This window comes from Photobacterium sp. GB-72 (assembly GCF_003026095.1).
GTDB lineage: Bacteria > Pseudomonadota > Gammaproteobacteria > Enterobacterales > Vibrionaceae > Photobacterium.
In genome coordinates this window covers 177,377-204,091 of the sequence record NZ_PYNV01000003.1, presented here as the reverse complement: position 1 = coordinate 204,091, position 26,715 = coordinate 177,377, and the positions used below count along the sequence as shown (strand labels likewise).

The window sequence follows — 26,715 nt, the reverse complement described above, 5'->3', positions numbered from 1 at the left end:
TGATTTATTGATGTGGGATTGTTACATTTATACTTTTATTTCATTAAAAATAACAATGCTTTATCACATGTTATTCTTAATTTATGTTTGTGCTTTTAAATTATTTATTAACAAATAATAAGAATAAAAATATATTATCATAATGTTGATTTATTGTTACGTTATAACATTAATAATGGGTAATGTTTGTTATTCATCCATTATTTTTAAGTAACCATATTAGTATGTGAATTTTATTGTTTTTTTTAAATAATGTCTAATTTTCTTTATTTAAATGTACAATTTTCATTTATATGCCTACACTATAAAAACATTAATAAAATGTTACGTAAATTCAAAATTACAAATAAATAAAATCTAATTTCACCGACTATTCATTGATTAATTAATAATAAGTGAAAAACTGAATTTTTATTGAATAAACAGTTATTTTCATATTATTACCATAAGTTTGAGATTGCTTCTATTAAAGATGTTGACATAAGATTATTATTGATATGCAACTTGTTTTTATTCGCAAATATAGTATTTTCTAGGTGAGAGTTATATTAGTTCATAAATTAAAAGGATTATTATGAATAACTTGAAAATATATGGACCGATGATTTTATACTCATCTTTAATTTTATTTTTTCCTACTGCATTTGCTGATACCAATAATGTTTCTAATAATTGGTATGTAGGACTAGATATCGGCAAAGGAAGTTATACCAACGCTGGAGATGAACATGCTTTATCTGTTGATCAAGATCATTGGGCGTTTGGCACGCATGTTGGTTATCAATTTAATCGGTATTTATCAACTGAAGTTGCGTACCAATACTTTGGTGAGGGAAATGCATCATATCCATTAGGAAATATTAAAGGTAACTTTCAACAATTAGTTTTAAAAGGAATTATTGGCAATTATTTAAATGATTTCTACCCATTTTTGAGTGCAGGTGTTGCTGCATGGTCAGGTAAAAGTAAAGGTTTAAGAGAAGGTACTGCTACAGGTTTTTCACCCGTATATGGCGCAGGTATTCGCTATTATATAAATTCACGATTGAATATTAAGTTGGAATATCAACGTACGGAATCAATGGGAAATAATGATATAGGGCATACCGATCATCAATTAGTTTCTATGGGCGTAAGTTGGGTATTTTAAAAGTACAAGGAAGAGCGTACTATGAAAAAGTCGTGTATACCTTTAGTTATATTATTAACAGCGTGTGGTGGCGAAGATGATGGTTTTCTCGATCAGGAAAAACCTTCGAACAATGGCAACGATACTTCTGAGTTTTTACCACCAATTACTAAAGATTATGAAATTATTACCTTTAATCAAAAAGCGATAACACTAAATCTTAATAATTTATTTTCAGACCTTGATACAGAACAGAAGCATTTAATTGTTAGCATTGGAAAAAACTTTCAAATTAAAAGCCCTAGTACATATGAATTATCGAATCATAACTTAACTTATATTCCTAATGGATTTATTGGTGAGCAGGTTATACCTTACAATGTTTTTGATGGTACATCGTCGACGATAGGCTATATCAAAATAACTAATGAGCCTTCTTCTGGCTCACCAATTACACCTGATATTATTGAAGTTCATACGCGAGATCTCATTATTTATATGGCGTCGTCTGCAACTCAATCATTTAGTCTTGGAAGTAAAGGTACTGTTATTGATTCATTATCAGGGGGATCGCTAGGTCGTATATCTACAAATGGGAATCAAATTACCTATACACCCAATATTAATGCTGATGGTGAAGACATACTTTCTTATGTTACGACAGATAGTAACGGTAAGGTTGTATCAGGTACCATTTCCATTAATGTAATTAACGATAAACCTGAACCTTTGGTGCCAATTACAAAAGACTATTTTGTTTCTATGGTTACTGGAACCGAGAAAATAATCTCATTGAATTCTGGCCCATCTAATATTTCAATAGACACAATTTATGGTGAAAAATTAGGTACAATTAGCTTTTCTGGTAGTCATTTTACCTATAAATCTATCGCCGGAAAATCAGGTGAAGATATTATATTTTACACAATGACGAATAATGATACGGGCCAGACATTCAAAGGAAAGGTTGTTATCGATCTCTCTTTACCTGCTCCCGTCACGAAAGATATTATTCTGTATGTTGATGCGGGTGAATCAAAAACATTTTCTTTGGGTGATGGTTCATCCATCAATAAGATCCAAGAAATTACTAACGAAAAGTTAGGCTCAGTTTCAATTAACGGAAGTGAATTTACCTATAATCCGTCTGAAAATAAGTACGGGCAAGATATTTTATCTTATACCATGGCTGATCCAAATAACCCGAATAAAAAACAAACAGGCAATATAATTGTTAATGTTGTACCACCTGAAAAGCCAACATTAACATATATAGGTCTTGATTTAGGTGGGGCGAGTTATGAACCTGGTGCCGAACTAACTTCTTCTTTATATTGTGAAAGGCATTGCGATAGTTATGAATATCAATGGATCATTAATGGAAAAGTGGTCGGGACTGATGAATCTTATACATTACAACCAGAAGATATAAATCACGCAGTTAAATTAGAGGTTGTTGGTGTTGATGAGTATGGACAAAAATCTAGTTCTGAGTATTCAATTTACTCTATAGCCACTGTCAATCAGATCCATAGCAATCATTATTCATTCATAGCGTCTAAAAGCCCTTCTTTAGATCCTTTTATTTCTTCATCAGATTTTATTGGTTGGGGAGCTGAAACATTAGGCGCTAAAGACCAATATATGCCAAGATCAGGAGCCGAATACAAACTCGTTGCAACGCAAATGGCTTATGTTTATGTACCTGAATACGATGCTGATGGTTGGGTGAAAGCTCCTGTCAATGCATGGGGAGATATTCGGCATGGTGGCGAGATGGGGATATATGATCCAAATTTCGGTACTAATAAACTTTATTATATTAAAGATTGTGTCGCATCACGTTTTGCATTTGCTTGTGTAACGGGTTTAGATTTTTATGATGACACTGGTGAGATACCATTTGGTAAAGTTTATACATGGTATGACCCTAATTATGACGGAAGCTATACCAAAGTCGTTGAAGAAGAGGTCCCTGAAGGTATTGACGTAATTTTTTCTGCTGAAAATGCTTTCGCTGCACTAAAAGGTGACGACCTTGTGTCTTGGGATGTTAGTGCAAACCCGACAGTATTAAAACTTAATGATGTTGTGAAAGTTTATGATTCAGGAAAGCAGGACTCAATTTGGAAAAGACGTCCTGGTTTTACCGCAGTGACTTCAACGGGGAGAATCTTCACTTGGTCAGGTGGAGAGACGTCAGCGAATGAGATTACTTTTAGTTCCGCAACTGGTACGCCTCTTAACGGTGATGATATTGTATCTGTTCATACAACCGACTCTGCATATGCTGCAGTAATGAAAGATGGCTCGGTGCAGGTATGGGGTAATACAGATGGGGGGGCGGATATTAATGGGCTCGAACATCATTTATCTTCTGGTGTTGTTGATATTTTCTCCACGTCATCTGCTTTTGCAGCCTTAAAACAAGATGGAAGCGTTATTGTTTGGGGTGATGAAAGCTGCGGCGGCAAAAATAATACAGGTGTAAACTTAACTGATATTAAAGCAATCTCTAGTACAACACATGCATTTGCCGCAATTAAAAATGATGGTTCAGTCGTCACTTGGGGAGATGTATCTGCAGGTGGTGACTCAAGTAGTGTGAGTTCCGAATTGATTTCAGGTGTTAAAGATATTGTGGGTAATAGGGAAGCATTTGCCGCTATTAAAAGTGACGGCTCTGTCGTGGTATGGGGATATAATCATGGCGGCGGTTTAATTACATCAACTGATGGTGTAACTGAACCTACAGAAAATGCTAATTTAGTTTCACGCTTAAAGTCTGGCGTAATTCATATTCAAGCAACATTATTTGCTTTTGCTGCACTAAAAGATAATGGAGAAGTCGTAAGCTGGGGACGAGATTATTTTGGTGGTGATACGAGTACTGTTGATTCAGAATTTATGCCAGATCCTAATTCGTTTTCACTTAGAGAAACATCTATTTTTGAGTCATATTGAAATTAGTATACCTATGATAATGCCCATTAATGTAGCTAGTTCATCTATAAATAAGCCGTTTTATTTTCTATATTAAATAATAATTAATGGTAAAAATATTATGTTTAAGTGTGATTTTAGTAAATCGTGAATATTAGATGATTGTTTTTACGTATGTATTAACTAAATATAATGAGTTTCGGAGGTATATATATTAAAAATCACATATTAACCTAACGCTATTGATTGCATTGTTATTTACATTGTTGCAAAAATATTGAGGTTAATATCATATTGCAATGATGAATTATTCATTGGGGGTATGTTTAGTTGATTTATGATAGCTGGTTGTTATAATAAAGACCTACAAAAAATATGGTTTTTAATTATTCACTTTAAAAGGTAACTGATCTGATGTTAATTAATCGCTCTGGTGTTAATTAATTGCTCTGGTGTTAATTAATTGCTCTGGTGTTAATTAATTGCTCTTATGTTAATTGATCGCTTTTATTTTAATTAAACACGCTGGTGTTAACTAATTTATTTTATTGGAAATAAATTTAATGTGAAAAATGAAATATTTAAAGGTAATACTTTAAATGCATTTTTGAACAACGAATATTGATAAGGATATAATATGAAAATGGATAAAAAGACTACATTAGCTTCTACTATCTTACTATCTACTGCTTTTTTTTCAGTATCAGCTTTGGCAAATCAAGGTGATGTTATATTTCAAGGAGAAGTAACGAAAGCAACATGTAATTTTGTTATTCAAGACAGTGCTGGTACAACGAATGCTTCTAACGTTGTGAATTTAAAGACAGCTACTGTTGATGAAGTAGAAGCTGGTAATGCCGAAGAAGTCGTTTTTGATATTGTTTCAGCAAAAAAAAATGATGGTTCTGATTGTTTCACTGCAGCTCATGATGTGACAGTTCTTTGGGTACCTGTTAATGGATGGGATGCTGATAATAACTTGGCTAATTTGGCGCCAAATGCATCAAAAGCACAAAAAGTTGCCGTAAGATTAATGAAAGGAGACGATGGCACTCAAATTACATCAACTGATTCACGTGTTCATTTTGAGAAAATAGCTCCAGGTACTGATGCTATTCACACACCTACAAGATATCAATTTAAAGCACAAATGGTAAAATCTACTGACGATGCGAGTACAGAACCAGCAGTGACAGCTGGTAACGTAAAATCGCAAGCTAAATTTGTTGTCGGCTATCGTTAATAAATTGGAGAAGTGCTTTATAAGTATTTTATAAGTACTTCTCAATTACTCTTATTAATAGTAATTATATTATTAATAACTTATATGTGAACATTACAGTAAGCATAATATCACAAGAACTCTATTAATTATTAGAGACCAATGATTACAAATTAAGATGGATTTAATTCGTGGTTGAAATGCGATGGAGATACGCATGCATATAAAAAATGTGATTACTATTTTAGCTGTTATGAACTCTTCTTTGTGCTTGGCACAAACTGAGTTTGATACTTCATTTATGAATGGTGGCAAAAATGTAAGATCAGATTTTTTAGACTATTCAAGTAGCAATGTTCCTGGAAAATATTTGGTTGATTTTTATCTAAATAATAAAAGTTATGGTCGTCATGTTTTAGTGATAAAAGATGATGATAAAGAATCTATTTGTTTGCCATTAACTTTATTAGAAACGTTAGATCTACCTATTAATTATGAAAAAATGATCGACGCTTTCAATCCAACAGATCATTGCTATAATTTAGAAAAAATACCGAAAGCTTCAGCTATATTTGATTTTTCTACGCAATCTTTATCGCTTCAATTACCACAACTTATTTTATTAGAAGATAATGAGTATAGCTGGGACTATGGTGCTAATGGTTTTATTCTAAATTACAATGCAAATGCAAGTCACCACTATTATCGGGATCATGGTAAAGATACATCTTCAGCATTTGTGAATTTTGATTTACAGATGAACTATGATCGCTGGGTATTTACAACACAGGCGAGTGGTACTAATAAAACAGGTATAAGATCTTCAGAATATCTTGTGTCAACAGCGATAAAACCAATAAAAAGTGCTTTCTCTATTGGTAAAACATATACCCGATCATCTGTACTCAATGATTTTAGTTTTGTCGGCTTAACATTATACTCTGATAGCTCAATGGAACCTCATAAAACGAGAGGTTATGCACCGATTATCGAAGGATTTGCTGATTCCAGCTCAACAATTACCATTAAGCAAGGTAAATATATATTACTTTCTCGTGATATCCCTGCAGGTCATTACTCTTTTAGTAATATTAACCCTATTGGAAGTAAAGATATTGTTGTGGAGGTAGAAAGTGACACTGGAAAAATTACTAAAAAAATATATCCAATGTCAACGTTACCAAATCTGCTTGCTGAAGGTGACTACGATTATAATATAGCAACGGGACGCAAAGGTGATTTTGATAACTATATTAAAAATCCATTTATATTTGCTTCTTTAGATCGTGGGTTTAGGTATGCAACGTTAAATACAGCTGTGGTTTTACATGATAAGTACCAAAGCTTAGGTATAGGAGCTGGAGTTCCTTTAAGCTATTTCGGTGCAATTTCTTTTAATGTCAATGGCTCTAGAAGCGAATATAACAAAACGGATAAAAGTCAAAAAAGAAGTCTAGAAGGGATCAACACAAGTTTACGTTATGTGAAAGATATTACAGAACGTACACATGTTCAATTTGTAGCGTATGAATACCACAGTACTGGTTATGTTGATTTTAATGGCTTTGATCCTGATTCTTATGATGAGTATGGCAGTGAGTCATTAAGAAATCGATTTGAAACAATTCTTACGCATAGTTTTGATCATTCATATCTATCTGCTTCTGGCTGGTACAGTAATTATCGAGGGATAATCGCTAGCGAATATGGTGGCAACGTATCATTCTCAACAGCATTTGAGAATGGTGTGACTGCAAGTATTAGTGGTTCAATAACATCGTCTGAATCTCTTGGTGAGGATTATTCAACGACTCTAAGTTTAAGTATTCCATTATCTTATAAAGAACGAGATATATTCACTAATTCATCAGTGACTTATTCTAAAACATCTGGGACTACCGTTAGTACCAATACGTCATTCAACAGCAGTGATAATATTTCTCATTCTGTAAGTGCAAGTGCTTCGAAGTACGAACGTTCTGCGTCATTTAGTACAAATGCCAACTTGAATCCTGTTGCTATCGGTTTTAATGCTTCAACGAGTAATAACTCAACGTCTGTTGGCGGATCTATCTCGGGCTCAGTTGCTGCTGCAGAAGGGGCTGGTATTGCTTATTCAAGCCGTCGCTCGCAAACTATAGCAATTGTGAATACAAAAGGGATAGATAAAGCTAAAGTTAACGGTCGTAAAGCTGATAACTTTGGAAACATTATTATTCCGCTTTCAACTTATACACAGAACCGTATTAATTTAAATAGTAAAGATATATCTCATGATATTGAGTTAAATAAAACGTCATATAATGTAATTCCGACTGATAAAGCAATAATTGTTCGTAAATTTGATTATAAGAAAGTGCAAAGATACTTACTTCGTGTGTTTGATAAGAATGGAACTGAATTACCATTAGGTTCACAGGTAACAACGGACGATAATGTTTATGTTGGTTTTATTGCAACACAAGGGGTGTTAATGGCAACGCTTGACTCACCTTCACATTACCTACATATCAAAACAAATACTCAAACTTGTAAAGTGGACATTTCGAAAATTAAGCCAGATCTTAATGAAGTTAAAGATATATATTGCCAATAATGTTGAGGTTTTAATGAAAAATTACTTAATATCATTTTGTTTAGTAAGTTGTATGCTACTTTCTAGCAGTGTATATGCTGGGCTTAAAATGAACAAAACGCGTTATATTTATAATGAAGGACAAGGTGATATTACCGTAAAAATTGTCAATGATAGTGATGTTAACTATGGCGGCCAAGTATGGATAGATAATCTGAATGAAATAAATACGAATAGTGTTAATTTTATTGTGCTTCCTTCAATGTTTAAAATAGTAAAAAATGGTCGACAAATTATAAGATTAAAAAAGATTGGAAATAATATAAGAAAGGATCAAGAGTCACTCTTTTTTATTAATGTTCTTGAAATGCCACCTCGTCCAAAAGATGCTCCTGATAGCTTTATGCAAATAGCGCTTCAAACAAAAGTGAAGTTGATATACAGACCAACATCATTACAAAAGACTCGTTTGGAAGCAGAAAAAGAAATAAAAATAGAAAAAGTGAATCATGGTTATAAGATAATTAACCCAACATCATATTATTTTGCTATTAGTAAAGTAATAGTGGATGGTAAATTGATTAATTTTAATAAATCCGTTGATAAAAAATTAGGATTATTTTCTCCAAAAAGTTCAATAGATCTATCTGGGATAAAGGTTAAATCTAGTTCAAAAATTACAATTTATGCACTCGATGATTTTGGCAGTAGTAGAGAATACATTATCAATGGGTAATTACTAAGACTTATTAAATGGTATTTATATGAGTGTGAATAAAATTGCTTTTGCAGTATTACTTTTATCATCTAATTACGTAATGGCACATATAGCTGAAGTAACTGTAAATATTAGCGGTAATATTATTAGTCCAGGTTGTACTGTTAATAGTAATAATGATGAAACCGTTGATTTTGAAACTGTTGATACGGGGCAGGTAATAACGGGTATTATAACAGAAACAGTGCCAGTTGTGATTCATTGCGCTAGGCCTGAAATTATTGACGGCATTAATATCAAATATGACCCTATTGATACATTAGGAAGTTCTGATGGAATACTTTCTACGAGTAAAGATGAACTTGGTATAAAACTCTTAGTTGAAGGCAGTAACTTGGTATTTGATCAAAACTACCCTGTTCCTATCGGTAATGAAACAGAATTTATCCATGATGTTACTGCTACACTGATTTACACGGGTAACGGTAATTATACAGATTTAAATGCAGGGGAGTTTACAAGCAAGTTAAGAATTACTTTAACTTATTATTAATCGTATTTTACTTAGGTTGATTCATGACATTCAAATATATTTTACATATTGGGCTATTTATACTTTTTTACAGTAGCAATTCGTTTGCTGCATTACAATTAAACGCAACAAGATATATTGTTAATGAAGGCGATAAAAGCGTTGAAATTAAGATAGAGAATATAGCAGATAAAACATACGCTGCTCAAATATGGATAGAGAACGAAAATAAAAAAGATAAAAACGTTAACTTTATCCCTATGCCTAACTTTTTTAAATTTAACAAAGGTGAAACACAAGTTGTTAGACTGCTAAATACACATAAATCGTCATCTCTTAATAATGAATCTCTGTACTGGCTCAATTTACAAGAAATACCACCTGTTGATAAGTCTAAAAAAAGTAGAATAACACTAGCTTTAAAAACAAGAGTAAAACTAATTTATAGACCTAAAGTTCTTTTAGGTAAAAGGGCTAATGCTGAGAAATTATTATCAATTGTTAAATCTAATGGAAATATAAAAATTACGAATCCAACACCTTTTTATCTAGCAGTAGTTAACGTTAAATTTAATGGTAAAGAAATAAAACTAAACAATGAGATGAAACAGCAGTTAGGTGTTTTTCCACCTGAAAGTTCAGTATTTATTAAAAACAATTATGTAGCAACAATCTCAAAATTTGAATTTGACGCTATTAATGATTACGGAACAGTCAGTCATTTTCAAGGGAAATTAGGATATTAAATACTAATTAAACGTTTTAATTATAGAATACATATTAGGCTATCAGAATGATTAAAATTAAAGGAATCATGTTGTTCCTAATTGTTACCAGTACTTTTAATGTATATGCTAATGATATTGATGTTTTTGTTAATCCAGGTAGAGACGTTGTAGTTCCAGTTGTGCTAGATGGAATTACTTTAAATAATCAATTAGTTAACAGTGAGTTCTTTTGGGCTCATGAACGAGTCGGTACTAGTGACGAATACTCACGATCTGAAACTAGAGGTAATATAACTCTTAGTATGGTAGGAACTGCATCAACATTTAGCTTGTTATTTAATGGTGGTGGAACAAATTGGAATTGTAACCTTGGCGGTAATCCACTTCCTGGTGCGTTTCCTGGCCATAATTTAGCGGGTAATATATTGCATAGATTTTGTGGAGGAGGAAGTCAACGTTTGGGGTTTCACCTCAGAAATCGGGTTTTGCGCAATAATTGGAGAGTTAACCTTCGAACTAGAGTAAATCAGGTACGTATAGTTGTACCCGCTAATGCTACCACTCAACAAGAAAGATTTTCTATTTTCCATCGAGTGCAAAGAAATAATGCTGATAGACCTATTAATGTCGGCACTGCTGATAGAATCACTGTACATATTATACAAAATACCTGTACGTTTGGAGCTAATAACGCTGATATAGATATTAATGTTGGCGATATTACACCCGGTATCGATGGACCGAGAACTCCAGTGGACCTTGATTTAACCTGTATTTCTGAAAATAATGAAGTTGGAACCGCTGTTAATGCTGGCTTATCGAATACGGAAAATACAATGTTGGCAAATTATCGTATTGAAGAGAATATAGCGAGTAATTTTAATGACAAGGCTGTAAATGTGTTCTTATTTAGACCGAATAATGTTCGTGTTAATTTAGGTCAAGTATATGATGATATATTTGAATTAAACAACTTGGAATATCAAGTTATACCAAGTCCAATTGATGAATTTGATCCTCATGATAACACGGCTGCTCAGTTTGGTGCTTTTACTCGATCATATAATGTAAGAATTGATTATTTTTAATCATGATATTGGTTTTAAAAAGGCTTAAGCTATATTTTAATAGCTTAAGCCTTTTTTTATCAATAAGTAAAGTATTCATCTTTATAGTTATTTTAATGATAAAGATAGTCTGTTTCCTTTTTGGAATTGAATGGTATCTTGTTATTCTCTATATTAATTTTTTATTACAATATAAACTGTGGTTGTTGTATATCGAGATTGTTAAATTATCTTATATTTTTAATATTAGAATATTTTAATAAAATTTAATCTTTAAAACGCTATATTTATATTGGTATTAATTAATGAATAAAAGGATTCTGTGTTTATCTTTAATTTCTTCTTTTTCACAGGATAATGAACAACATATTTATGTAAATCCGGGACGTACTGTTATTGTTGATGTCAATCTTGATGGTTATAACGGTGAGTTTGATACTGGTAAGAATCATGTTTGGAATGGCCTATCTTTAGCTAGAGAGCATAACTAGGTGTGCCAACATATAAATTTAAAGATATCCAAGCAACAATTGTGAATACATATAACCGTATGAGAATTAAGCGAAAGGGGTAGAGTTGGGGAAATATAAATAATTGTGATTATGATACAAAAAAATGTCGAAAACAATGTTCGAGCTGGTTTTAGTTTTAAAACAGGTAATGGAAGGCTTGATGGTTATAAAGCAAGTTACGATATTAAATTAACCAAGATTCAATTTGAAGTTCCTATCAGTCCTGTAAGTACAATTTATAGTATTCCGATACATACCAAAAGAACGACAAATAATAATACCTCAATAATTGATACAGATTATATACAGTTACATATTGTTCAAAATACATGTGGATTTGTTGATAGTGAATTGAATAATGATGTTGGTGATATGGCTCCCGGTGAGACTTCAAGTATGCGAGATCTAGATGCTGCTCTACAGTATACACATAGTGATATTAGTACTGGACAAGCAGGAATTTCTCCTGAACCGAATACGATGTATGCGACATATACAATGACGCCAAATGAAGTATTTGATGAAATTAACCGTGATGCAGTTGATGTTCATTTTTATCGTAATGGGTTTGATCCAATTCAGTTTGGTCATATATATAATGATAATTTATATGAGCTTAATCATTTAAAGTATCAAGTAATAGTAAAGCCGATTAAGGATTTTAATCCCCGTAATGATACCGGACCTCAGTTTGGACGGTTTTTAAGATCATATACAATAACAATAAATTATTATTAAAGTTATTATTTATAGAATTATTACTTATTTATTATTAGTCTGTGCAATAATTTATATGTTCGTTTTAAGTTAACAAAGCCAGCAATAAATGCTGGTTTTGCTATTAACCCGATGTGTTAAGTTAAGCGTTTAAGCAAGTAACAACATCTTCTGTAAAGTAGGGTTCTTGGTATCCCCAGAACATGTATTTTACTTTTAGGAAGTGCTGACTAAATGAGTGCAGCATCGGTACGATGTTGTTTCATTTTCAACTACTGCAGTTGTGTTTGTTTGCCCTATGTAATTACCGTCTTGAATGGCAATCCCTAAAGTGACGGAATACTTATTTTCATGCATCATAGCTAAAGCATGGTTTAGTTGTCCTCGACGCTTAACCATGAGATCAGGTGCACCTAATCCCACACCCATTTTTTCGCCATATCGATAAATACTTTTCAGGTAACCTTTGTCTTCCCAAGGAAGCCATTCACCGTTAACAAAGTTGGCATATTGCATGGTTGTTGAGGAAGGAAACGCCTGTTTCAAGGTCAGCATGTTTGCTTTGATACCTGTTATATAGTCTTTTTCATTAAAGCTTGGATCGGTTTTTACTGATACACCAATAGCGGTTTTTTGTAAGTTTATCCCTTCCATTTTTCGTCAAACTGGCGTCCTAATGCTTGCACTAATAGTGAGAAGGTATTTAGGTACGGCTTTATTTTCAGAATAGAAGGTTGCATCTTGAAGTTGAATAAACAGTTTTTTACCGTGCTTTTTTAGGTATTCATAATCATCAAAAATGATAGAGAAATCTTAAACGTCTTTTTGAGGTTCTAAGTCAGACCATGAATACATGATTTGTGCGCCTACAAAACGAGGTTTGTTGAGTAAAGGATGAGATTTAATGGCTTGTCTGTCTTTAGCAAAATAGACGAAATGTTTCATGTTATCACTAGCAATAGGGCAGCTTGCGCTTAAGTGTTTTTCATATTCATCTTTATAGCGATCTGTTGGGTTACCCCATGCCGCATGGTGTTAATACTGAAACAAAGTGTGAAGAGAAATGGAAATATTGGCATAGTAGTTAGCGGTATATAGAACAAAAGCTAGCATGTTATATGCTAGCTTTTGTCGTTAGTTTTTCGTTGTTATAACGGTATGTTTAGAGTTTAAAGCGACTGATTTCTTGTTGTAGTTCATGAGATAAATTTGATAGCTCAGCTGCCTGTTTGGCGGCTTCATTGGCTTCTACAGCAAGTTCATTAGAAACATCACGAATTCCCTCTGTATTACGGGTGATCTCAGATGTTACGGAAGATTGCTCTTCAGCGGCGGAAGCAATTTGTGTTGCCATATCATTGATCGTGGTTACGGCAGTCGTAATTTGTGACAAGCTTACTGCTGCTGCATTGGCATCATCAACACTGGTTTCAGAGAGATGACGACTATCCTCCATGATATTCACAGCTTGACCTGTGGTTTTTTGTAGGGTCTCTATCATTTGTTGAATTTCTTGAGTTGATGCATGCGTCCGTTGGCTAAGTACACGTACCTCATCTGCAACAACAGCAAACCCTCGACCTTGCTCACCAGCTCGGGCTGCTTCAATCGCGGCATTTAATGCCAATAAGTTGGTTTGTTCAGCAATCCCTTGAATTGTAGATAGGATAGTTGTAATGCTTTGAGCATGGTGATTTAGCTCACTGATCACAGATGTTGCCGTATCCACTTCTTGCGCTAATGTGCTGATGGATTGTTGGCTTTGGTTGACCTGTGTTGCACCGTGATTAGAAGCGGTTACCGTTTGCTCTGATGTTCTTGCTGTGTTTTCTGCGTTGGCAGCAATCTCTTGTGTGGCGGCTGCCATTTCATTGATTGCTGTTGCGACCATATTAATTTCATCTTGCTGATGCTGAATACGAGTGCTGCGCTCTTCGGCTTGTGAAGCGGTTATATGAGATTGATGATTAAGTGATTCTGAAACATGACGTAATCGAGTCACCATTTGGTGCATGTTACCGACAAACTGGTTGAAATTTAGTGCAAGCTTACCTACTTCGTCTTGGCTTCTTGGTTCTAAACGTTGTGTTAAATCACCTTCACCATTTGCAATTTCAGCCAGTGCTTTAGATACACGGTTAAGATCGCGAAGAAGATAGTTTACTAACCACGCTACCGCCATAACCACGATCAAAGTGATCACAATAGCGGTGATGATTAACTCTGTTAATAGTGAATAGTAGCTGGCTTCTTCTGTCGATTTATCCATTTCAAGGCCAAATATCCAATCACTATTTGGGATATTTGCAAAGTAAAATAGCTTATCTACCCCTTTGATTGAGATCTGCTCTAAGCGGTTTGTATTGGCACTTTGTTCAATGTTACCCATGTTTAACTGATTGCTATAATTAGCAATCGGTTTCAATAACAGTGACTTATCAGAATGAGCAAGGAAAGTTCCATTCTTTTTATCGATTAACATAGCATGAGCATTATCACCAACGTTCAAACTGATCACATCGTTAATGAGTTGATCAATTAATACGTCGGCACCGATAACACCGGCAAGTGCGCCGCTATGTCGAATAGGCTCGGCAATCGTCACTAAAAGGGCGTTAGTAATAGCGTCTTGATAAGCGGTGGTGATCACTTGTTTATTGCTGTTAACGGCATCACCGTACCAAGGGCGAGTACGAGGATCGTAATCAGCACGGTTACGTTCTGGGTGTGAACGCAGCATTTGTCCTGCAACGGTGCCGTAGTAAATATCGTCAAAACCGCCAGCATCGCGTGCTTGTTGAAGGAAAGGCACAAGATCTGCTTTTTGATAGGGTTCTTTTACTGAAGAGGTAATACTGCGACGGATATTAATCCAATCTTCAATACCGCTGGTAGCTGTGGTTGCTACGCTTTGTACGCGATCTAAGATATTTTCATTTGTTTGTTGTTGTAAATTACTGGCAGCAAGCCAAGTTAATACTGTTGCCATAAGGACAACAGCAGACAAGCTCGCGCTGATCAGCTTTTGTTTCAGTGATAGTTGCATTGTTGTCTCAGAAAATGAGGTGTTAGAAAGTGCGGCGAGTGTAAATAGTGTTTTATATATATGCACGTAAATAAATACAAAAATTAGAGGTATCACTTAAAAGAATTAAAATTGTCATTTTTATGACTGTGTGTAGTCTGATTGATGGCGTTTTATTCTAAATGTTAGGCTTGTATTGATTTTAATTTTTTTGGGAATAATTGTTTTTTGTACTTAGTACAAGAACTAAAACTCTAGCGTATATTAATAAAGAGTTGCGGCTGAATATAGTCAACCGTGATGTTAAGTTATGGATGTCGTATTGGGCTCATTCCACTGATTTATCAAAAGATAAATAACCTAATAGAAAAGTAAGATCGTGATTGAGCATAGTGTTAAACATTTAGCTTAGCTGACGTCTATTAATCAATTGAACAGCTATTACAACGGGATTTTCCGGTTAATAAATAGGAAATATGATAACGGTTTCTGGCAAAAAATAAGTATGCTTTATCTGCAACGATACGTATCACAGGAAGCCTGAGTATCTTTAACCATTTCTTTTTACCAACCAGGTTCCATGCTTTATAAGTGACATCAAGACCAAGTAAAAGCTGTTGTTCTGCGCCTATTTGAGATGAGAGTAAACCGTGTAAAACAGTGCTGGCTTTTTCTTTTGATATATCAGGAAAGCGTTGGATAAAATCAGGCGCAAGAATATCTTCAAATTGTAATTTTTGATGTTTATTAAGTTGTCGAAGTTGTTTCATTTCAGCGACGCAAAGTGGGCAACTTCCATCATAAAAGATGATCATCTTTTCCATTTTTCATATTCCCTGGTTATGTGATTGCAAATACAACCGCATGTAATCCGCAAACAAAAGTAGTTAGACGATTACGTAATTGTTGATAATACTCATCTTGATGAGCGGAGTTAAATTTTATCTCGGCGATACGAATACAGATAAACCCCAGCATTAATGCAACAAGAGCCCAAGTGTAGTGATCTGTAGAATGTAATAGCGAAAACCAAGCGAGTAGCGCAAAAAAGTTACTCAAGAGTAAAGCAAACCGACTGGTTGAATTTTCCTTGTGATTCAGGCTGTTTCCCCACATAACACCAGAAAGAAAACTAAGAATAATGGCACTGTAACTGACGAAAATGAGCAAAGCGGAAGTGTTAAAAATACGTATCTCAAGGCTGATAGCGAGTGCACTTAGGGCAAAAGGAATAAGACCTAGATAGCCAAGTGTGTGGGAGGGTAATCGAGTGATAGTGTTCATATTACCTAGTCGTCATTGATTGATTAACTTAATACGTTTAAAAATAGGAATCTGATCAATGGGGGTTACATATTGATGAAAAGCGGGGATAATACTGCGCTCGCTGTAGGTATATGATTGGTATATACCTATGTGTAGCGATGCTGGTGTCACTTTCAACTTCTAGGATATTAACTATGCGTGCTTTCGTATTAAGAGCCCGTTCTGCACCCACCGACAGTAAAATGCTATTAGCATCTGTGGGTCAAGATGCTCACACTGAAATTTTGGCTCACGTTTTAATGAATGCTATTTTTGTGGCGCAGTCTCACCGCGAAGATATTATGGTGCATTTAGTGCTTGAAAGTACGCAAGACTTTTCTCGTACCATTAGCTTTAATTCAAATGATATTACTAATTTAACGGGTTTTCATGAGCAAGCATGGTTAGATAAGATTACTCATGCGCTTGATAAATCATTAGGCATGGGTAAAGAGCAATGTCGTAATGTAGAACCGGGGATCACAGTTCGTACGATCAGTTTTGAAAAGCTGATAGTTGAACTTGCTGAAGACTACCAATTATACATGTTAGATAAGAAAGGGGATTTTGTTCGCGATATTGAACTTGCTGCGAACCCTTGTTTCTTATTAACCGATCACATGCCAATGCCGAAGAAAAGTTATAATAGCTTAAAACGCTTAGGCGCACAGAAGATTAGCTTAGGTCCTAAGATGTTATTTGCTTCTCAATGCATCGTATTAATTCATAATGAGTTAGATTTAACGCTATAACGTGTTCTAACTGTTTCTTTTATTAAAGCCGTAGCAGCGATTGTTACGGCTTTTTTGTTACATTAATGTTGTGATTTTTGTTATATAGCTCTACTGAAGATTTTAGTTTAGTGACGTGTTTTTAACATAACCTTATGAATACTTAGTTTTTTTCAAAATTGATGCTTTGTTAGAACTAAAAATGGAATGATGTTTGTTTACTGCTTGTAAATGGAATAATCTATTTCTAGTGAAGCAATGATTAAATGTCTAAAACTATGAAAAGTAAGATACTAAATATGGGGTAAGAATATGCTTGAGCTTAGAGAAGTTCAGTGTATTTTCATTCTTAAATACCCTAGGTATAAACACACCCATAAGAATGACAACCGTTAGCTAAACGGGCCTTTTTACAGGAATCAATATGCAATTATCCTCTCAGCCTAAAGGGCTTTTTCACCTCATCGCAATACAAATGTGGGAATTTTTTAGCTACTACGGCATGCGTTCGCTATTAATTCTATTTTTAACCCAAAAACTCTTAATGTCAGATGAACATGCTTATGCTCTATATGGTGCATATACATCTTTAGTTTATGTGACACCCATTTTAGGGGGTTATTTAGCAGACCGTTATTTGGGTAATTACTGGGCTGTTGTTATTGGTGGCTCACTGATGGTTGCTGGCCACATTGTATTAAGTATTCCGAGTAACGATCATACGACCTTGTATTCTGCGTTAGCATTAATTATTTGTGGTTATGGCTTTTTTAAAACTAACTCAAGCTGTTTATTGGGTGAGTTATATAAAGGTCATGAAAGCGCACGTGAATCAGGATTTTCTATATCCTATATAGGCGGTAACATTGGTTCTGCTTTAGCGCCAATTTTCTGTGGGTATGCTGCAAGCCGTTGGGGATGGCATGTGGGCTTTGCTCTTGCAGGTATTGGTATGTTTATTGGCTTAATCATTTTTAGTACGGGCCGTAAAAACTTTGCCCATGTACAAAAAGCCAATAAAGCGGCGTTAACACAAAAAACAGCAGGTATTAGTCACTGGTTCTTAATCATTCTCGGTGTCGTTGCTGCCGCGATAGGTCTTGTATTTGTACTTAAAGATTTATTAGCCGGTTACATTCTTGCCGTGATCCTTGCATTTTCAGCACTACAAATGCTGCGTTTATACCGTAAGAGTGATGCTGAAGATCGCAAGAAACTTCACTCAATTATGTACTTTATGATTTTTGGTATGGTGTTTTGGGCATTTGATCAGCAAGGTGGCAGTTCAATCAGCTTATTCATCGAGCGTAATATTGATACTGATATTTTTGGTTACCATATTCCAACAGCTTTCTTCCAATCGGTGAATCCTGTAGCCGTTATTGTGGGTGGTGCTGCGGTGACATGGTTGTGGAAAGTATTATCGACACGTCAGATCTCTGTTCGTACATTAACTAAATTAAACATGGGTTTGTTTCTCTTAACTGCGGGCTTTAGTTTGATTACGTTGTCTTCTAAGTTAGCAATGGCAACAGGTCATACAACATTCCTATGGCTATTTATTGGTTTGTTTTTCATTGGTATTGCTGAGCTATTTATTGACCCTGTCGCGTTAGCTGCAATTACGCGTATGAATCCGCAAGGAGCAACAGGTACGGTTGCGGGTATTTACATGTTAATGGGTGGTTCGGTAGCAAACTATTTAGCAGCAAACATTGCTGAGTTAACATCAACCAATACACCAAAAGGTGATGCCATTGATTTAATTACTTCTGCTGCGCAATATCACCACGTATTCCAGTCTATTTTAATAGTGACGGTTGTGGTACTGGTGATGGGATTATTGGTGAATTTTAAAAACCGTAATCAGCCAGAATTTGATTAACGACTAATTACATTTTCAGCCAGTATTATTACCTTTCTTGTTAATAATACTGGCTTTTTTATTGCCTAAATTTCTTGACAGCAAGAATAAAAATCGATCGTTATGCCTATTCGTATCGTAAATGAAGAGTCGATAAAAAATAAGGCATATAATTTATGGCGGTAAAAGCTCTTTATTGGTTTACCAATGATCTACGTTTACACGATAACCCTATACTTCATCAAGCTTACGAGTATTGTGACAACTTGCTGTGTATTTATTTTATGGAGCCACAAAAGCAGCAATTTAATCGTTATCAACTTGTCTCGGTGGGAGCCATTCGCCATCGCTTCCTGCTGCAATCGCTACAAGCACTGCAATCTAATTTAGCCACATTGGGTCAGCGTTTATTAGTGATGCAAGCCGATCCTATGGTTTTTATGCCTAAATTAATAGAACAATACGGTATTAACCTTATCTATCGGAGTCGTCACTGCGGCTGGTATGAACAACAGCAATGGCATTACCTAAAACAATGTTACCCCCATTTTCAATTTGTAGAAGTTGATACGCATACGTTGTATTCACAAAATCAACTGCCGTTTCCTCTTTCAGATATGCCAAATAGATTTTCAAAATTTCGTAAACAGATAGAGCAAAGCGTCACTGTTTTTTCGTCCCTACCTGTGCCTGATTATTTACCGCCACAACCCAATGTATATTGTTCTGGATATTTAGATATTCGAAATGTTCCCATTTTAGATAATGATCAGGTGGAGTGGCATGGTGGTGAAAATGCAGCAATGATGCATTTACAGCAATACTTTTCTTCTCGTTTACCGTCTAGTTATAAAGAGACGCGTAATGCCATAGAGGGTTGGGATAACTCAACCAAATTTTCACCGTGGTTAGCGTGTGGTGCACTATCCGCCAAAATGATTATGGCTACCTTGCTAGATTATGAAAAATACAAAGAGAAAAATTCATCAACCTACTGGATCTTCTTTGAGTTGTTATGGCGTGAGTTTTTTCAATGGCATGCGCATGCTGTTGGGCGAGATCTGTATCGTTTCAGTGGCGTGCAAAATAAACGTTTATTAAGCAGTTTTTATCCAACTCGTTTTAAACAATGGTGTGAGGGCTCAACACCATATCCTATTGTTAATGCGTTTATGAAACAGTTAAACCAAACGGGCTATATGTCTAATCGTGGGCGCCAAATAGTTGCAAGTTGTTTGGTTAATGAGCTATCCGTTGATTGGCGCTACGGTGCAGCTTATTTTGAACAACAGCTGATTGATCATGATGTCGCGGCAAACTGGGGCAATTGGCAATATATTGCAGGGGTGGGAACAGACAGTCGTGAAAAACGTTGGTTTGACTTAGAAAAACAAACACGAATATTTGATCCTAATCAGCATTTTATTCGCCATTGGCGAGGGGATGAAAACCTTAACGCCTTAGACAGCGTAAATATTGATGATTGGCCAATGAGTGGTAGAGGATAATCATGCAATCGCGCTATACAACTCTTCGTTTTATTTTAGGCGATCAACTCAATGCGAGTCATCATTGGTATCAACAACCCAATGAACATGTGCTGTATGTTATTGCAGAGCTAAAGCAAGAAACCAACTATGTTACTCACCACCATCAAAAGATCTGTGCATTTTTTGCTGCGATGGAAAATTTCGCGATTGCGCTACAACAAGCAGGACATGAGGTTTTACATTTAACATTAGACGATACTCATACCTATCATGATTTACCTGATTTAATTATTTCACTTTGTCAGCAATATCATTGCCAAGCATTTGAATATCAACAACCAGACGAATACCGATTATCGCAACAGTTAGCAACATTAAAGATTCCTGATGTAACCGTTCAAGCATGTGATAGCGAGCATTTCTTACTGACATTGGCCGAACTTGAGCAGTATATAACACCAAACAAACATCACCGTATGGAGCATTTTTATCGCGCTATGCGGAAACGATTTGATGTATTAATGGTTGAAGGAAAGCCTCAAGGTGGTAAATGGAATTATGATGGCGCAAATCGAAATAAATTAAAGGCTGTTGATATTGAAGCGATTCCTCAACCGTTAATGTTTAGTAATGATGTTAGTGTTATTTCTAAACGACTCGAAAAACACGATATCAACACAATCGGTCAATCTTGTGAGCAGCTACTTTGGCCAACAAACCGTAAACAATCACTAGCGCTACTGAGTTATTTTTGCCGTGATTTATTGCCTTTTTTTGGACGCTTTCAAGATGCAATGACCACCAAAAGTGAGTCGGCATGGAGCTTATACCATTCTCGTTTATCTTTTGCTTTGAATGCGAAAATGTTGCATCCCATGCAAGTGATCCAAGCGGCTATTGATGCTTACTCTCAGCCAGATTCAAAAATTGATATTGCCCAAGTTGAAGGGTTTGTTCGCCAGATACTAGGCTGGCGTGAATTTATTCGTGCTATTTATTGGGTCAATATGCCCCATTACGGAAAAGAGAATACGCTAGAAGCTAGCGCTTCGTTACCTGATTTTTTCTGGGATGCAAAAACCAATATGCAGTGTATGCGTCATGCGATTAAACAGTCGCTTGATTATAGCTACGCTCATCATATTCAGCGTTTAATGGTCACGGGTAATTTTTGTTTATTAACGGGGATTGCGCCGAGTGAAGTCGAACAGTGGTATTTAGGTATTTATATTGATGCGGTTGAGTGGGTAGAAAAGCCCAACACGCTAGGTATGGCGCTGTTTGCAGATGGTGGTGTGGTTGCAACAAAGCCTTATGCTTCAAGTGGGGCATACATTAATAAAATGAGCGATTATTGCTCATCATGCCAGTATGAGGTTAAAAAGAAAACAGGGCTGAATGCTTGTCCATTTAATAGTTTATATTGGCGTTTTATGGATAAACATAGAGGGTTATTAGCAAACAATCCTCGTGTAGGTATGCTATTTATTCATTGGGATAAATTAGATGATAATGAGCAATCTGTTATTGTAGAGCAAGCCGAGTATTATTTACGCCATATTAATTCACTATAAAGAAAAGGCGTGTTTAATCGCCAGTAATGACGTTGTTACACATCATCGTAAGATAAGGTTTAAGCATGAAAGATCCACATCAGTATTCAAAAGTGCCTAAAGGGCGATTATCACGACTATCGAAATTAGGCTCACTGGCGTCAAGAGTCGCAACGGGCATGGTTGCTGAAGGGGTGAAACAGTTAGCGTCAGGACATCGTCCTAAAGCCAGTGAGTTGCTCTTAACGCCGAAAAATGCTCAACGTGTGGCTGATCAATTAGCACAGTTACGTGGTGCTGCGATGAAAGTAGGTCAACTTTTATCGATGGATGCTGGTGATTTACTCCCGAAAGAATTAACTGAACTGCTATCTCGTTTGCAAGCTGATGCTAAACCTATGCCTATTAGCCAATTGAATCATGTGCTCATTGCTAACTGGGGGGAAGATTGGCAAGACAAATTTGCTCAGTTTTCGTTTTACCCTGTTGCTGCAGCATCAATAGGACAAGTTCATAGAGCAAAAACCAAAGACGGTCGAGATATTGCTTTAAAGATACAGTATCCAGGTATTGGAGAAAGTATTGATAGCGATGTACATAATGTTTCAACCTTACTAAATGTATCAGGATTGATCCCTAAGTCTATTGATGTGTCAGAGTTATTAGACGAGGCGAAAAAACAGTTACATGCCGAAGCTAATTATCAGCAAGAAGCACAATATCTTAAACAGTTTCGCCAGTTACTTTCTGATGATGCCCGCTTTTTGATCCCTGATATATACGATGATTTAACATGTGAAACGATCCTTGCGATGAGTTTTGTCGAAGGCATAGAAATAGAGCAACTGGCTAAGCAACCCCAAGCGGTACGTGATGAGGTGATGGCATTAGCCTTTACCTTATTGTTCAAAGAAGTGTTTGAATTTCGATTGGTGCAAACCGACCCGAATTTTGCTAACTATCGTTATAACCTCACAACGAATCAGTTTATCTTGCTTGATTTCGGCGCCACGCGTGAATATCCCGAGCACGTCTCTGAAGGCTATCGCCAATTGATGACTGGTGCGGTGAAAAATGATCGGGGATCTATGCTTAACGCGTTAAAACAAATAGGCTTTTTCCATCAGCACATTGAAGATGTTGCACAACAAGCAGTCGTGAATTTGTGTGTAGAAGCTTGTGAGCCATTAGCCTTTGATGGTGTGTATGATTTTGGTGCAACAGAGATGGGGAAACGCATTCGCGATGCCGGTAGTGCCTTGAGTATGAATAGTGGTTATTGGCATACACCGCCCGCAGATGCTATTTTTTTACACCGTAAATTGGGTGGTTTATATTTGTTGGCAGCCAAGCTTAAAGCAAGAGTGAATGTTCATGCGTTATTTAAGCCTTATATGAGGTAATGTTGAATAACGAGTTAAATATTCTCTGATAATATTAACTTGTATAATCACATAAAACCTAAAGTTCAAGCTGTTAATGTTTAGAAATTAGAGCGTATATTTTTACAATCAAATATTGATCGTTTTTTATTAGACATTAGACCCCTATTTGATAGTATGCCTTGCGATATTTGTATGATGAATATGCATCAAAGTATGCAGTAATCTTGAGAGAGTAACATGACAGGTAAGCATGTATCTTATGCGGTACAAAATTATGACGCATTGTCCCATAAGCCTCAGGACGTATCTAAGATAGCACTTGTCACGGAAGGTGGAGGCCAAAGAGGGATTTTCACCGCAGGGGTATTGGATTCATTTTTAGATCAGGATTTTAATCCGTTCTCACTAATGATTGGTACGTCTGCAGGATCGCTTAATTTAGCGTCTTATATCTGTGGTCAAAAGAAACATGCTTTTAAGGTGATCACAGAAGCAACAACGAATCACCATTTCTTTGACGTATATCGTTTTTTGTTTGGTCGTGAAGGGCTTGATCTTGATTGGTTAATGCAGCAAACCCAGACACGTTTTGAGCTTGATTGGCATCAAGGCCGACAGAATATGCGTAATCGAACTGTACTCGCATCAGCAAGTAATACGGTGAGTCATCAAGCGGCGTATTTTAATTTAAATACGGATAATTGGTCTTTGGCATTAAAAGCTTCATGCGCGATCCCTGTTTTAAATCGACAACCCATTTACTCACAAAATGAATATTGGGTTGATGGTGGCTTATCTGCCCCCATTCCTGTTCAAGAAGCTTATGAGCGCGGTTATCGTCATATTGTGGTGATCCGCACTGTGCCTATTGATACATCATTTGATCATTGTTGGATGAGTAATATTCGTCGTGCGTTAGGCCAATCAAAAGCCGCAGGTATGATTGAGATGTTGTTAGAGCACGAAGATAACTATAGAAAAACACAAGAGTTTCTTAGTAATCCACCTGATGATGTTACTATTTATGAGATTCATCCGCAAAAAGCACTAAAATCAAAAATGATTGGTAGTGATATGCCATCTTTAGAAGAAGATTATAGGCTTGGTTATCAATCAGGTAAGTATTTTTTAAACACTGTGGGTCGTTATATTGATATTGATGAACCTCATTGTAATGCATCCCATTTAGTGGGAGAAGAAGTCAGCGATTTATGTAAGTTTGTATAATAATTATAAGAAGTTGTCATGGTTAAACAAAATTGTGAGAGGGATTTTGTTACCAAGGAGTCGGTTTTTACACAATTAATGGTGAGTGAAGTCCATTATATGTGGCAGAAGAGGGAGCAAGGCGAATTTAAAGGTGTTGATGGAATACCGATCCGATGGATAAGTATTCGACATCCTCAAAATGAACGTTGTGTGGTCATTGTTAATGGGCGTAATGAGAGCTTCTGGAAATATCAGGAGTTATGTTATGAGTTATCTCGTAAAGGTTATGACGTGTATGCCTACGATCATCGCGGTCAAGGCGCATCAGGACGATTAACTAACGATAGTGAACTTGGACATGTAATTTGTTTTGATGATTATGTGTCAGATCTTCATTCATTTATTACAAATGTCGTTGGAAAACAAACATACAGACAACGGTTTTTATTAGCTCATTCAATGGGTGGTGCGGTAGCAACCTTATATTTAGAGCATTATCAGACTCATTTTAATGCGGTTGTTCTTAATGCACCTATGTTTGGTATCAATCTTCCTGTCCCCCTTAAATTAGTCGCATCTTCAATCGCTAAAATTATCGAGCATTATCAAACACAGCCGTCTTATGTGTTTGGATATAAGCCGTATCACGAAGCACCTTTTGAAAAAAATGATCAATGCCAAAGTCAAATACGTTACGTTTGGGCGAAGCATTTGTATCAGTGCCACCCAGAACTGCGTGTTGGTGGTCCTAGTGCACGATGGGTATGGCAAGCATTAGCTGCCGCGAAAAGCTGTATTCGGGATGTGGGACATATCCATACGCCCATTTTATTGTTGCAGGCAGGCGACGATACCGTTGTAGATAATAATTCTCATCATCTTTTTTACGCAAAATGTGCAGTGTGTGAAATGAAAGTGATCCCACATGCTCGACATGAATTGTTAATGGAAAAAGATTGCTTACGTAATCAGGCATTAGACGATACGTTAGACTTTTTTGAGACTTACAGTTAATGATTTTATGCTATTCATGCGTAAGATAAATAAAGAGCCCAGCATAACGATGAGATTATGCTGGGCTTTGTTATTTTTTAAAGAGAGTAATACTATTTACTGACAAATAAACCAAGAACGTGCATCTGCTTCAATTACCGCTTCTTTATACCAAGGTAGTGGATCAATTTCAGGTGCAATACGAATATCGCCTTTTAACTTTTCAGTCGCTAATACACTAACGCGGTTGTCATTTACACTTTGGATTTTACCTTTGTAGGTCACACCATAAGCTTCGTCTTTGGTCTTCTTATACATACACACAGTTTCACCTACGTGTGTCGCAATAAAGCCGGTTTCTTCAGTCCAAGGTTCTTGTTCCGGTGCAGGTGTTTCTTTCTCATTAAACAGTGCTGCTTGAGATTGGTTTGATGGGACAATTTTTCTATGTACAGAATAGGGTTGATAACCAAGAAGTTTAGCGCCATCAATCCAAGCGGCTTCATTGACGTCTTTATTTTCAATGACACGCATTGTAACAAATGGCCCTGTAGGACAAACATCAGCCCATAGATCTGTTGACGTAATTCGTGCTGAGAAAATAGGTGTTTCATCAGGCGTATTAGGGTGACTCACACACCAGGCATCAGTATCTTGGTTGATCATGGTGCCAGAGTTAGCTTTACATGTTTTTTTTGCTAATTGATAAAACTGATCAATATCTTGTTTCGCTTGTTCGGCACTTGCAGAGCAGTAACGATAACTTAGAGAGAAGGTTTCTTTAGGGTAAAACATACCTTTATCAACAACTGTACCTTGGCTACGTGTTGCATCAGAAGTCATAAATTGGCTAGCTATCGTTTTGAAACTTTTTTCAACTTTTGGAGCTGGCGGCGGTGGTGTTGATGAACAACCCGCAACGGTAGCAATAAGACTTGCTAGTGATACTCGGGTTAAAAGGGTTTTGCGCATTCTTGCCCCCAGAAATACTCTTCGTATATATAAATAAAAAGATAG

Annotated in this window: 23 protein-coding genes; 17 read left to right on the top strand and 6 right to left on the bottom strand. The window is 35.9% G+C overall.

The window, feature by feature from the left end; all coding sequences use genetic code 11:
- Positions 1 to 574 precede the first annotated feature (574 nt).
- The 10 genes from C9J40_RS06305 to C9J40_RS06260 all read left to right on the top strand — a co-directional run bounded on the left by C9J40_RS06305 (position 575) and on the right by C9J40_RS06260 (position 12,164).
- Positions 575 to 1,150: an outer membrane beta-barrel protein gene (locus C9J40_RS06305; protein WP_107206691.1), complete on the top strand. Its 576-nt coding sequence runs from the start codon at positions 575 to 577 to the stop codon at positions 1,148 to 1,150.
- A 21-nt stretch (positions 1,151 to 1,171) separates the two neighbouring features.
- The gene (locus tag C9J40_RS06300; RefSeq protein ID WP_107246199.1) at positions 1,172 to 4,093 is read left to right on the top strand and encodes an Ig-like domain-containing protein; all 2,922 of its coding nucleotides are present in this window, start codon (positions 1,172 to 1,174) and stop codon (positions 4,091 to 4,093) included.
- Positions 4,094 to 4,709: 616 nt separating this feature from the next.
- Complete coding sequence (locus C9J40_RS06295; protein WP_107246197.1) at positions 4,710 to 5,315, top strand: fimbrial protein; 606 nt, start codon at positions 4,710 to 4,712, stop codon at positions 5,313 to 5,315.
- Between the two features lie 196 nt (positions 5,316 to 5,511).
- Positions 5,512 to 7,890: a fimbria/pilus outer membrane usher protein gene (locus C9J40_RS06290; protein WP_158259546.1), complete on the top strand. Its 2,379-nt coding sequence runs from the start codon at positions 5,512 to 5,514 to the stop codon at positions 7,888 to 7,890.
- A 13-nt stretch (positions 7,891 to 7,903) separates the two neighbouring features.
- Positions 7,904 to 8,605 (top strand): fimbria/pilus periplasmic chaperone, encoded by a 702-nt coding sequence (locus C9J40_RS06285; RefSeq protein WP_158259545.1) that lies wholly within the window; start codon positions 7,904 to 7,906, stop codon positions 8,603 to 8,605.
- A gap of 28 nt (positions 8,606 to 8,633) precedes the next feature.
- Entirely contained in the window at positions 8,634 to 9,140 is a 507-nt protein-coding gene (locus C9J40_RS06280; protein ID WP_107206686.1) for a fimbrial protein, read from the top strand.
- Between the two features lie 23 nt (positions 9,141 to 9,163).
- Positions 9,164 to 9,865, top strand: coding sequence for a fimbria/pilus periplasmic chaperone (locus tag C9J40_RS06275; RefSeq protein WP_107206685.1), 702 nt, complete (start codon positions 9,164 to 9,166; stop codon positions 9,863 to 9,865).
- Positions 9,866 to 9,912: 47 nt separating this feature from the next.
- Positions 9,913 to 10,935, top strand: coding sequence for a hypothetical protein (locus C9J40_RS06270; protein ID WP_107246192.1), 1,023 nt, complete (start codon positions 9,913 to 9,915; stop codon positions 10,933 to 10,935).
- A 284-nt stretch (positions 10,936 to 11,219) separates the two neighbouring features.
- Complete coding sequence (locus C9J40_RS06265) at positions 11,220 to 11,405, top strand: hypothetical protein (RefSeq protein WP_107246190.1); 186 nt, start codon at positions 11,220 to 11,222, stop codon at positions 11,403 to 11,405.
- A 105-nt stretch (positions 11,406 to 11,510) separates the two neighbouring features.
- Complete coding sequence (locus C9J40_RS06260) at positions 11,511 to 12,164, top strand: hypothetical protein (protein ID WP_146144956.1); 654 nt, start codon at positions 11,511 to 11,513, stop codon at positions 12,162 to 12,164.
- Between the two features lie 195 nt (positions 12,165 to 12,359).
- Here C9J40_RS06260 and C9J40_RS22220 read toward each other — a convergent pair whose 3' ends face one another.
- The 5 genes from C9J40_RS22220 to C9J40_RS06240 all read right to left on the bottom strand — a co-directional run bounded on the left by C9J40_RS22220 (position 12,360) and on the right by C9J40_RS06240 (position 16,452).
- Complete coding sequence (locus C9J40_RS22220) at positions 12,360 to 12,797, bottom strand: hypothetical protein (RefSeq protein WP_233220302.1); 438 nt, start codon at positions 12,795 to 12,797, stop codon at positions 12,360 to 12,362.
- 159 nt (positions 12,798 to 12,956) lie between these two features.
- Positions 12,957 to 13,088: a hypothetical protein gene (locus C9J40_RS22335; RefSeq protein ID WP_255418312.1), complete on the bottom strand. Its 132-nt coding sequence runs from the start codon at positions 13,086 to 13,088 to the stop codon at positions 12,957 to 12,959.
- Between the two features lie 217 nt (positions 13,089 to 13,305).
- The gene (locus C9J40_RS06250; protein ID WP_107246187.1) at positions 13,306 to 15,189 is read right to left on the bottom strand and encodes a methyl-accepting chemotaxis protein; all 1,884 of its coding nucleotides are present in this window, start codon (positions 15,187 to 15,189) and stop codon (positions 13,306 to 13,308) included.
- 401 nt (positions 15,190 to 15,590) lie between these two features.
- Positions 15,591 to 15,992, bottom strand: coding sequence for a thiol-disulfide oxidoreductase DCC family protein (locus C9J40_RS06245; protein WP_107206680.1), 402 nt, complete (start codon positions 15,990 to 15,992; stop codon positions 15,591 to 15,593).
- Positions 15,993 to 16,008: 16 nt separating this feature from the next.
- Positions 16,009 to 16,452 carry a DUF3429 domain-containing protein gene (locus C9J40_RS06240; RefSeq protein WP_107246185.1) on the bottom strand — a complete coding sequence of 148 codons (444 nt, stop codon included), beginning with the start codon at positions 16,450 to 16,452 and terminating at the stop codon, positions 16,009 to 16,011.
- Positions 16,453 to 16,628: 176 nt separating this feature from the next.
- On the opposite strand from C9J40_RS06240, the gene trmY reads away from it, so the two are divergent.
- The 7 genes from trmY to C9J40_RS06205 all read left to right on the top strand — a co-directional run bounded on the left by trmY (position 16,629) and on the right by C9J40_RS06205 (position 25,719).
- Positions 16,629 to 17,225, top strand: coding sequence for a tRNA (pseudouridine(54)-N(1))-methyltransferase TrmY (gene trmY / locus C9J40_RS06235; RefSeq protein WP_107206678.1), 597 nt, complete (start codon positions 16,629 to 16,631; stop codon positions 17,223 to 17,225).
- Positions 17,226 to 17,628: 403 nt separating this feature from the next.
- On the top strand, positions 17,629 to 19,089 hold the full coding sequence (locus C9J40_RS06230) for a peptide MFS transporter (protein WP_107206677.1): 1,461 nt from the start codon (positions 17,629 to 17,631) through the stop codon (positions 19,087 to 19,089).
- A 155-nt stretch (positions 19,090 to 19,244) separates the two neighbouring features.
- The gene (locus tag C9J40_RS06225) at positions 19,245 to 20,576 is read left to right on the top strand and encodes a DASH family cryptochrome (protein ID WP_107206676.1); all 1,332 of its coding nucleotides are present in this window, start codon (positions 19,245 to 19,247) and stop codon (positions 20,574 to 20,576) included.
- Positions 20,577 to 20,578: 2 nt separating this feature from the next.
- Positions 20,579 to 22,132 (top strand): cryptochrome/photolyase family protein, encoded by a 1,554-nt coding sequence (locus tag C9J40_RS06220; protein WP_199188052.1) that lies wholly within the window; start codon positions 20,579 to 20,581, stop codon positions 22,130 to 22,132.
- Between the two features lie 65 nt (positions 22,133 to 22,197).
- Complete coding sequence (locus C9J40_RS06215; protein WP_107246182.1) at positions 22,198 to 23,514, top strand: AarF/ABC1/UbiB kinase family protein; 1,317 nt, start codon at positions 22,198 to 22,200, stop codon at positions 23,512 to 23,514.
- A gap of 219 nt (positions 23,515 to 23,733) precedes the next feature.
- Positions 23,734 to 24,723, top strand: coding sequence for a patatin family protein (locus C9J40_RS06210; RefSeq protein WP_107206673.1), 990 nt, complete (start codon positions 23,734 to 23,736; stop codon positions 24,721 to 24,723).
- Between the two features lie 78 nt (positions 24,724 to 24,801).
- Complete coding sequence (locus tag C9J40_RS06205; protein ID WP_107246180.1) at positions 24,802 to 25,719, top strand: alpha/beta fold hydrolase; 918 nt, start codon at positions 24,802 to 24,804, stop codon at positions 25,717 to 25,719.
- 96 nt (positions 25,720 to 25,815) lie between these two features.
- Here C9J40_RS06205 and C9J40_RS06200 read toward each other — a convergent pair whose 3' ends face one another.
- On the bottom strand, positions 25,816 to 26,670 hold the full coding sequence (locus tag C9J40_RS06200) for a hypothetical protein (RefSeq protein ID WP_107206671.1): 855 nt from the start codon (positions 26,668 to 26,670) through the stop codon (positions 25,816 to 25,818).
- Positions 26,671 to 26,715 lie beyond the last annotated feature (45 nt).

Excerpts from the sequence above, each read along its gene's own strand:
- C9J40_RS06305 (WP_107206691.1), top strand. The coding sequence starts at position 575 with ATGAATAACTTGAAAATATATGGACCGATGATTTTATACTCATCTTTA.
- C9J40_RS06300 (WP_107246199.1), top strand. The coding sequence starts at position 1,172 with ATGAAAAAGTCGTGTATACCTTTAGTTATATTATTAACAGCGTGTGGT.
- C9J40_RS06295 (WP_107246197.1), top strand. The coding sequence starts at position 4,710 with ATGAAAATGGATAAAAAGACTACATTAGCTTCTACTATCTTACTATCT.
- C9J40_RS06290 (WP_158259546.1), top strand. The coding sequence starts at position 5,512 with ATGCATATAAAAAATGTGATTACTATTTTAGCTGTTATGAACTCTTCT.
- C9J40_RS06285 (WP_158259545.1), top strand. The coding sequence starts at position 7,904 with ATGAAAAATTACTTAATATCATTTTGTTTAGTAAGTTGTATGCTACTT.
- C9J40_RS06280 (WP_107206686.1), top strand. The coding sequence starts at position 8,634 with ATGAGTGTGAATAAAATTGCTTTTGCAGTATTACTTTTATCATCTAAT.
- C9J40_RS06275 (WP_107206685.1), top strand. The coding sequence starts at position 9,164 with ATGACATTCAAATATATTTTACATATTGGGCTATTTATACTTTTTTAC.
- C9J40_RS06270 (WP_107246192.1), top strand. The coding sequence starts at position 9,913 with ATGATTAAAATTAAAGGAATCATGTTGTTCCTAATTGTTACCAGTACT.
- C9J40_RS06265 (WP_107246190.1), top strand. The coding sequence starts at position 11,220 with ATGAATAAAAGGATTCTGTGTTTATCTTTAATTTCTTCTTTTTCACAG.
- C9J40_RS22220 (WP_233220302.1), bottom strand. The coding sequence starts at position 12,797 with ATGGAAGGGATAAACTTACAAAAAACCGCTATTGGTGTATCAGTAAAA.
- C9J40_RS22335 (WP_255418312.1), bottom strand. The coding sequence starts at position 13,088 with ATGAAACATTTCGTCTATTTTGCTAAAGACAGACAAGCCATTAAATCT.
- C9J40_RS06250 (WP_107246187.1), bottom strand. The coding sequence starts at position 15,189 with ATGCAACTATCACTGAAACAAAAGCTGATCAGCGCGAGCTTGTCTGCT.
- C9J40_RS06245 (WP_107206680.1), bottom strand. The coding sequence starts at position 15,992 with ATGGAAAAGATGATCATCTTTTATGATGGAAGTTGCCCACTTTGCGTC.
- C9J40_RS06240 (WP_107246185.1), bottom strand. The coding sequence starts at position 16,452 with ATGAACACTATCACTCGATTACCCTCCCACACACTTGGCTATCTAGGT.
- trmY (WP_107206678.1), top strand. The coding sequence starts at position 16,629 with ATGCGTGCTTTCGTATTAAGAGCCCGTTCTGCACCCACCGACAGTAAA.
- C9J40_RS06230 (WP_107206677.1), top strand. The coding sequence starts at position 17,629 with ATGCAATTATCCTCTCAGCCTAAAGGGCTTTTTCACCTCATCGCAATA.
- C9J40_RS06225 (WP_107206676.1), top strand. The coding sequence starts at position 19,245 with ATGGCGGTAAAAGCTCTTTATTGGTTTACCAATGATCTACGTTTACAC.
- C9J40_RS06220 (WP_199188052.1), top strand. The coding sequence starts at position 20,579 with ATGCAATCGCGCTATACAACTCTTCGTTTTATTTTAGGCGATCAACTC.
- C9J40_RS06215 (WP_107246182.1), top strand. The coding sequence starts at position 22,198 with ATGAAAGATCCACATCAGTATTCAAAAGTGCCTAAAGGGCGATTATCA.
- C9J40_RS06210 (WP_107206673.1), top strand. The coding sequence starts at position 23,734 with ATGACAGGTAAGCATGTATCTTATGCGGTACAAAATTATGACGCATTG.
- C9J40_RS06205 (WP_107246180.1), top strand. The coding sequence starts at position 24,802 with ATGGTGAGTGAAGTCCATTATATGTGGCAGAAGAGGGAGCAAGGCGAA.
- C9J40_RS06200 (WP_107206671.1), bottom strand. The coding sequence starts at position 26,670 with ATGCGCAAAACCCTTTTAACCCGAGTATCACTAGCAAGTCTTATTGCT.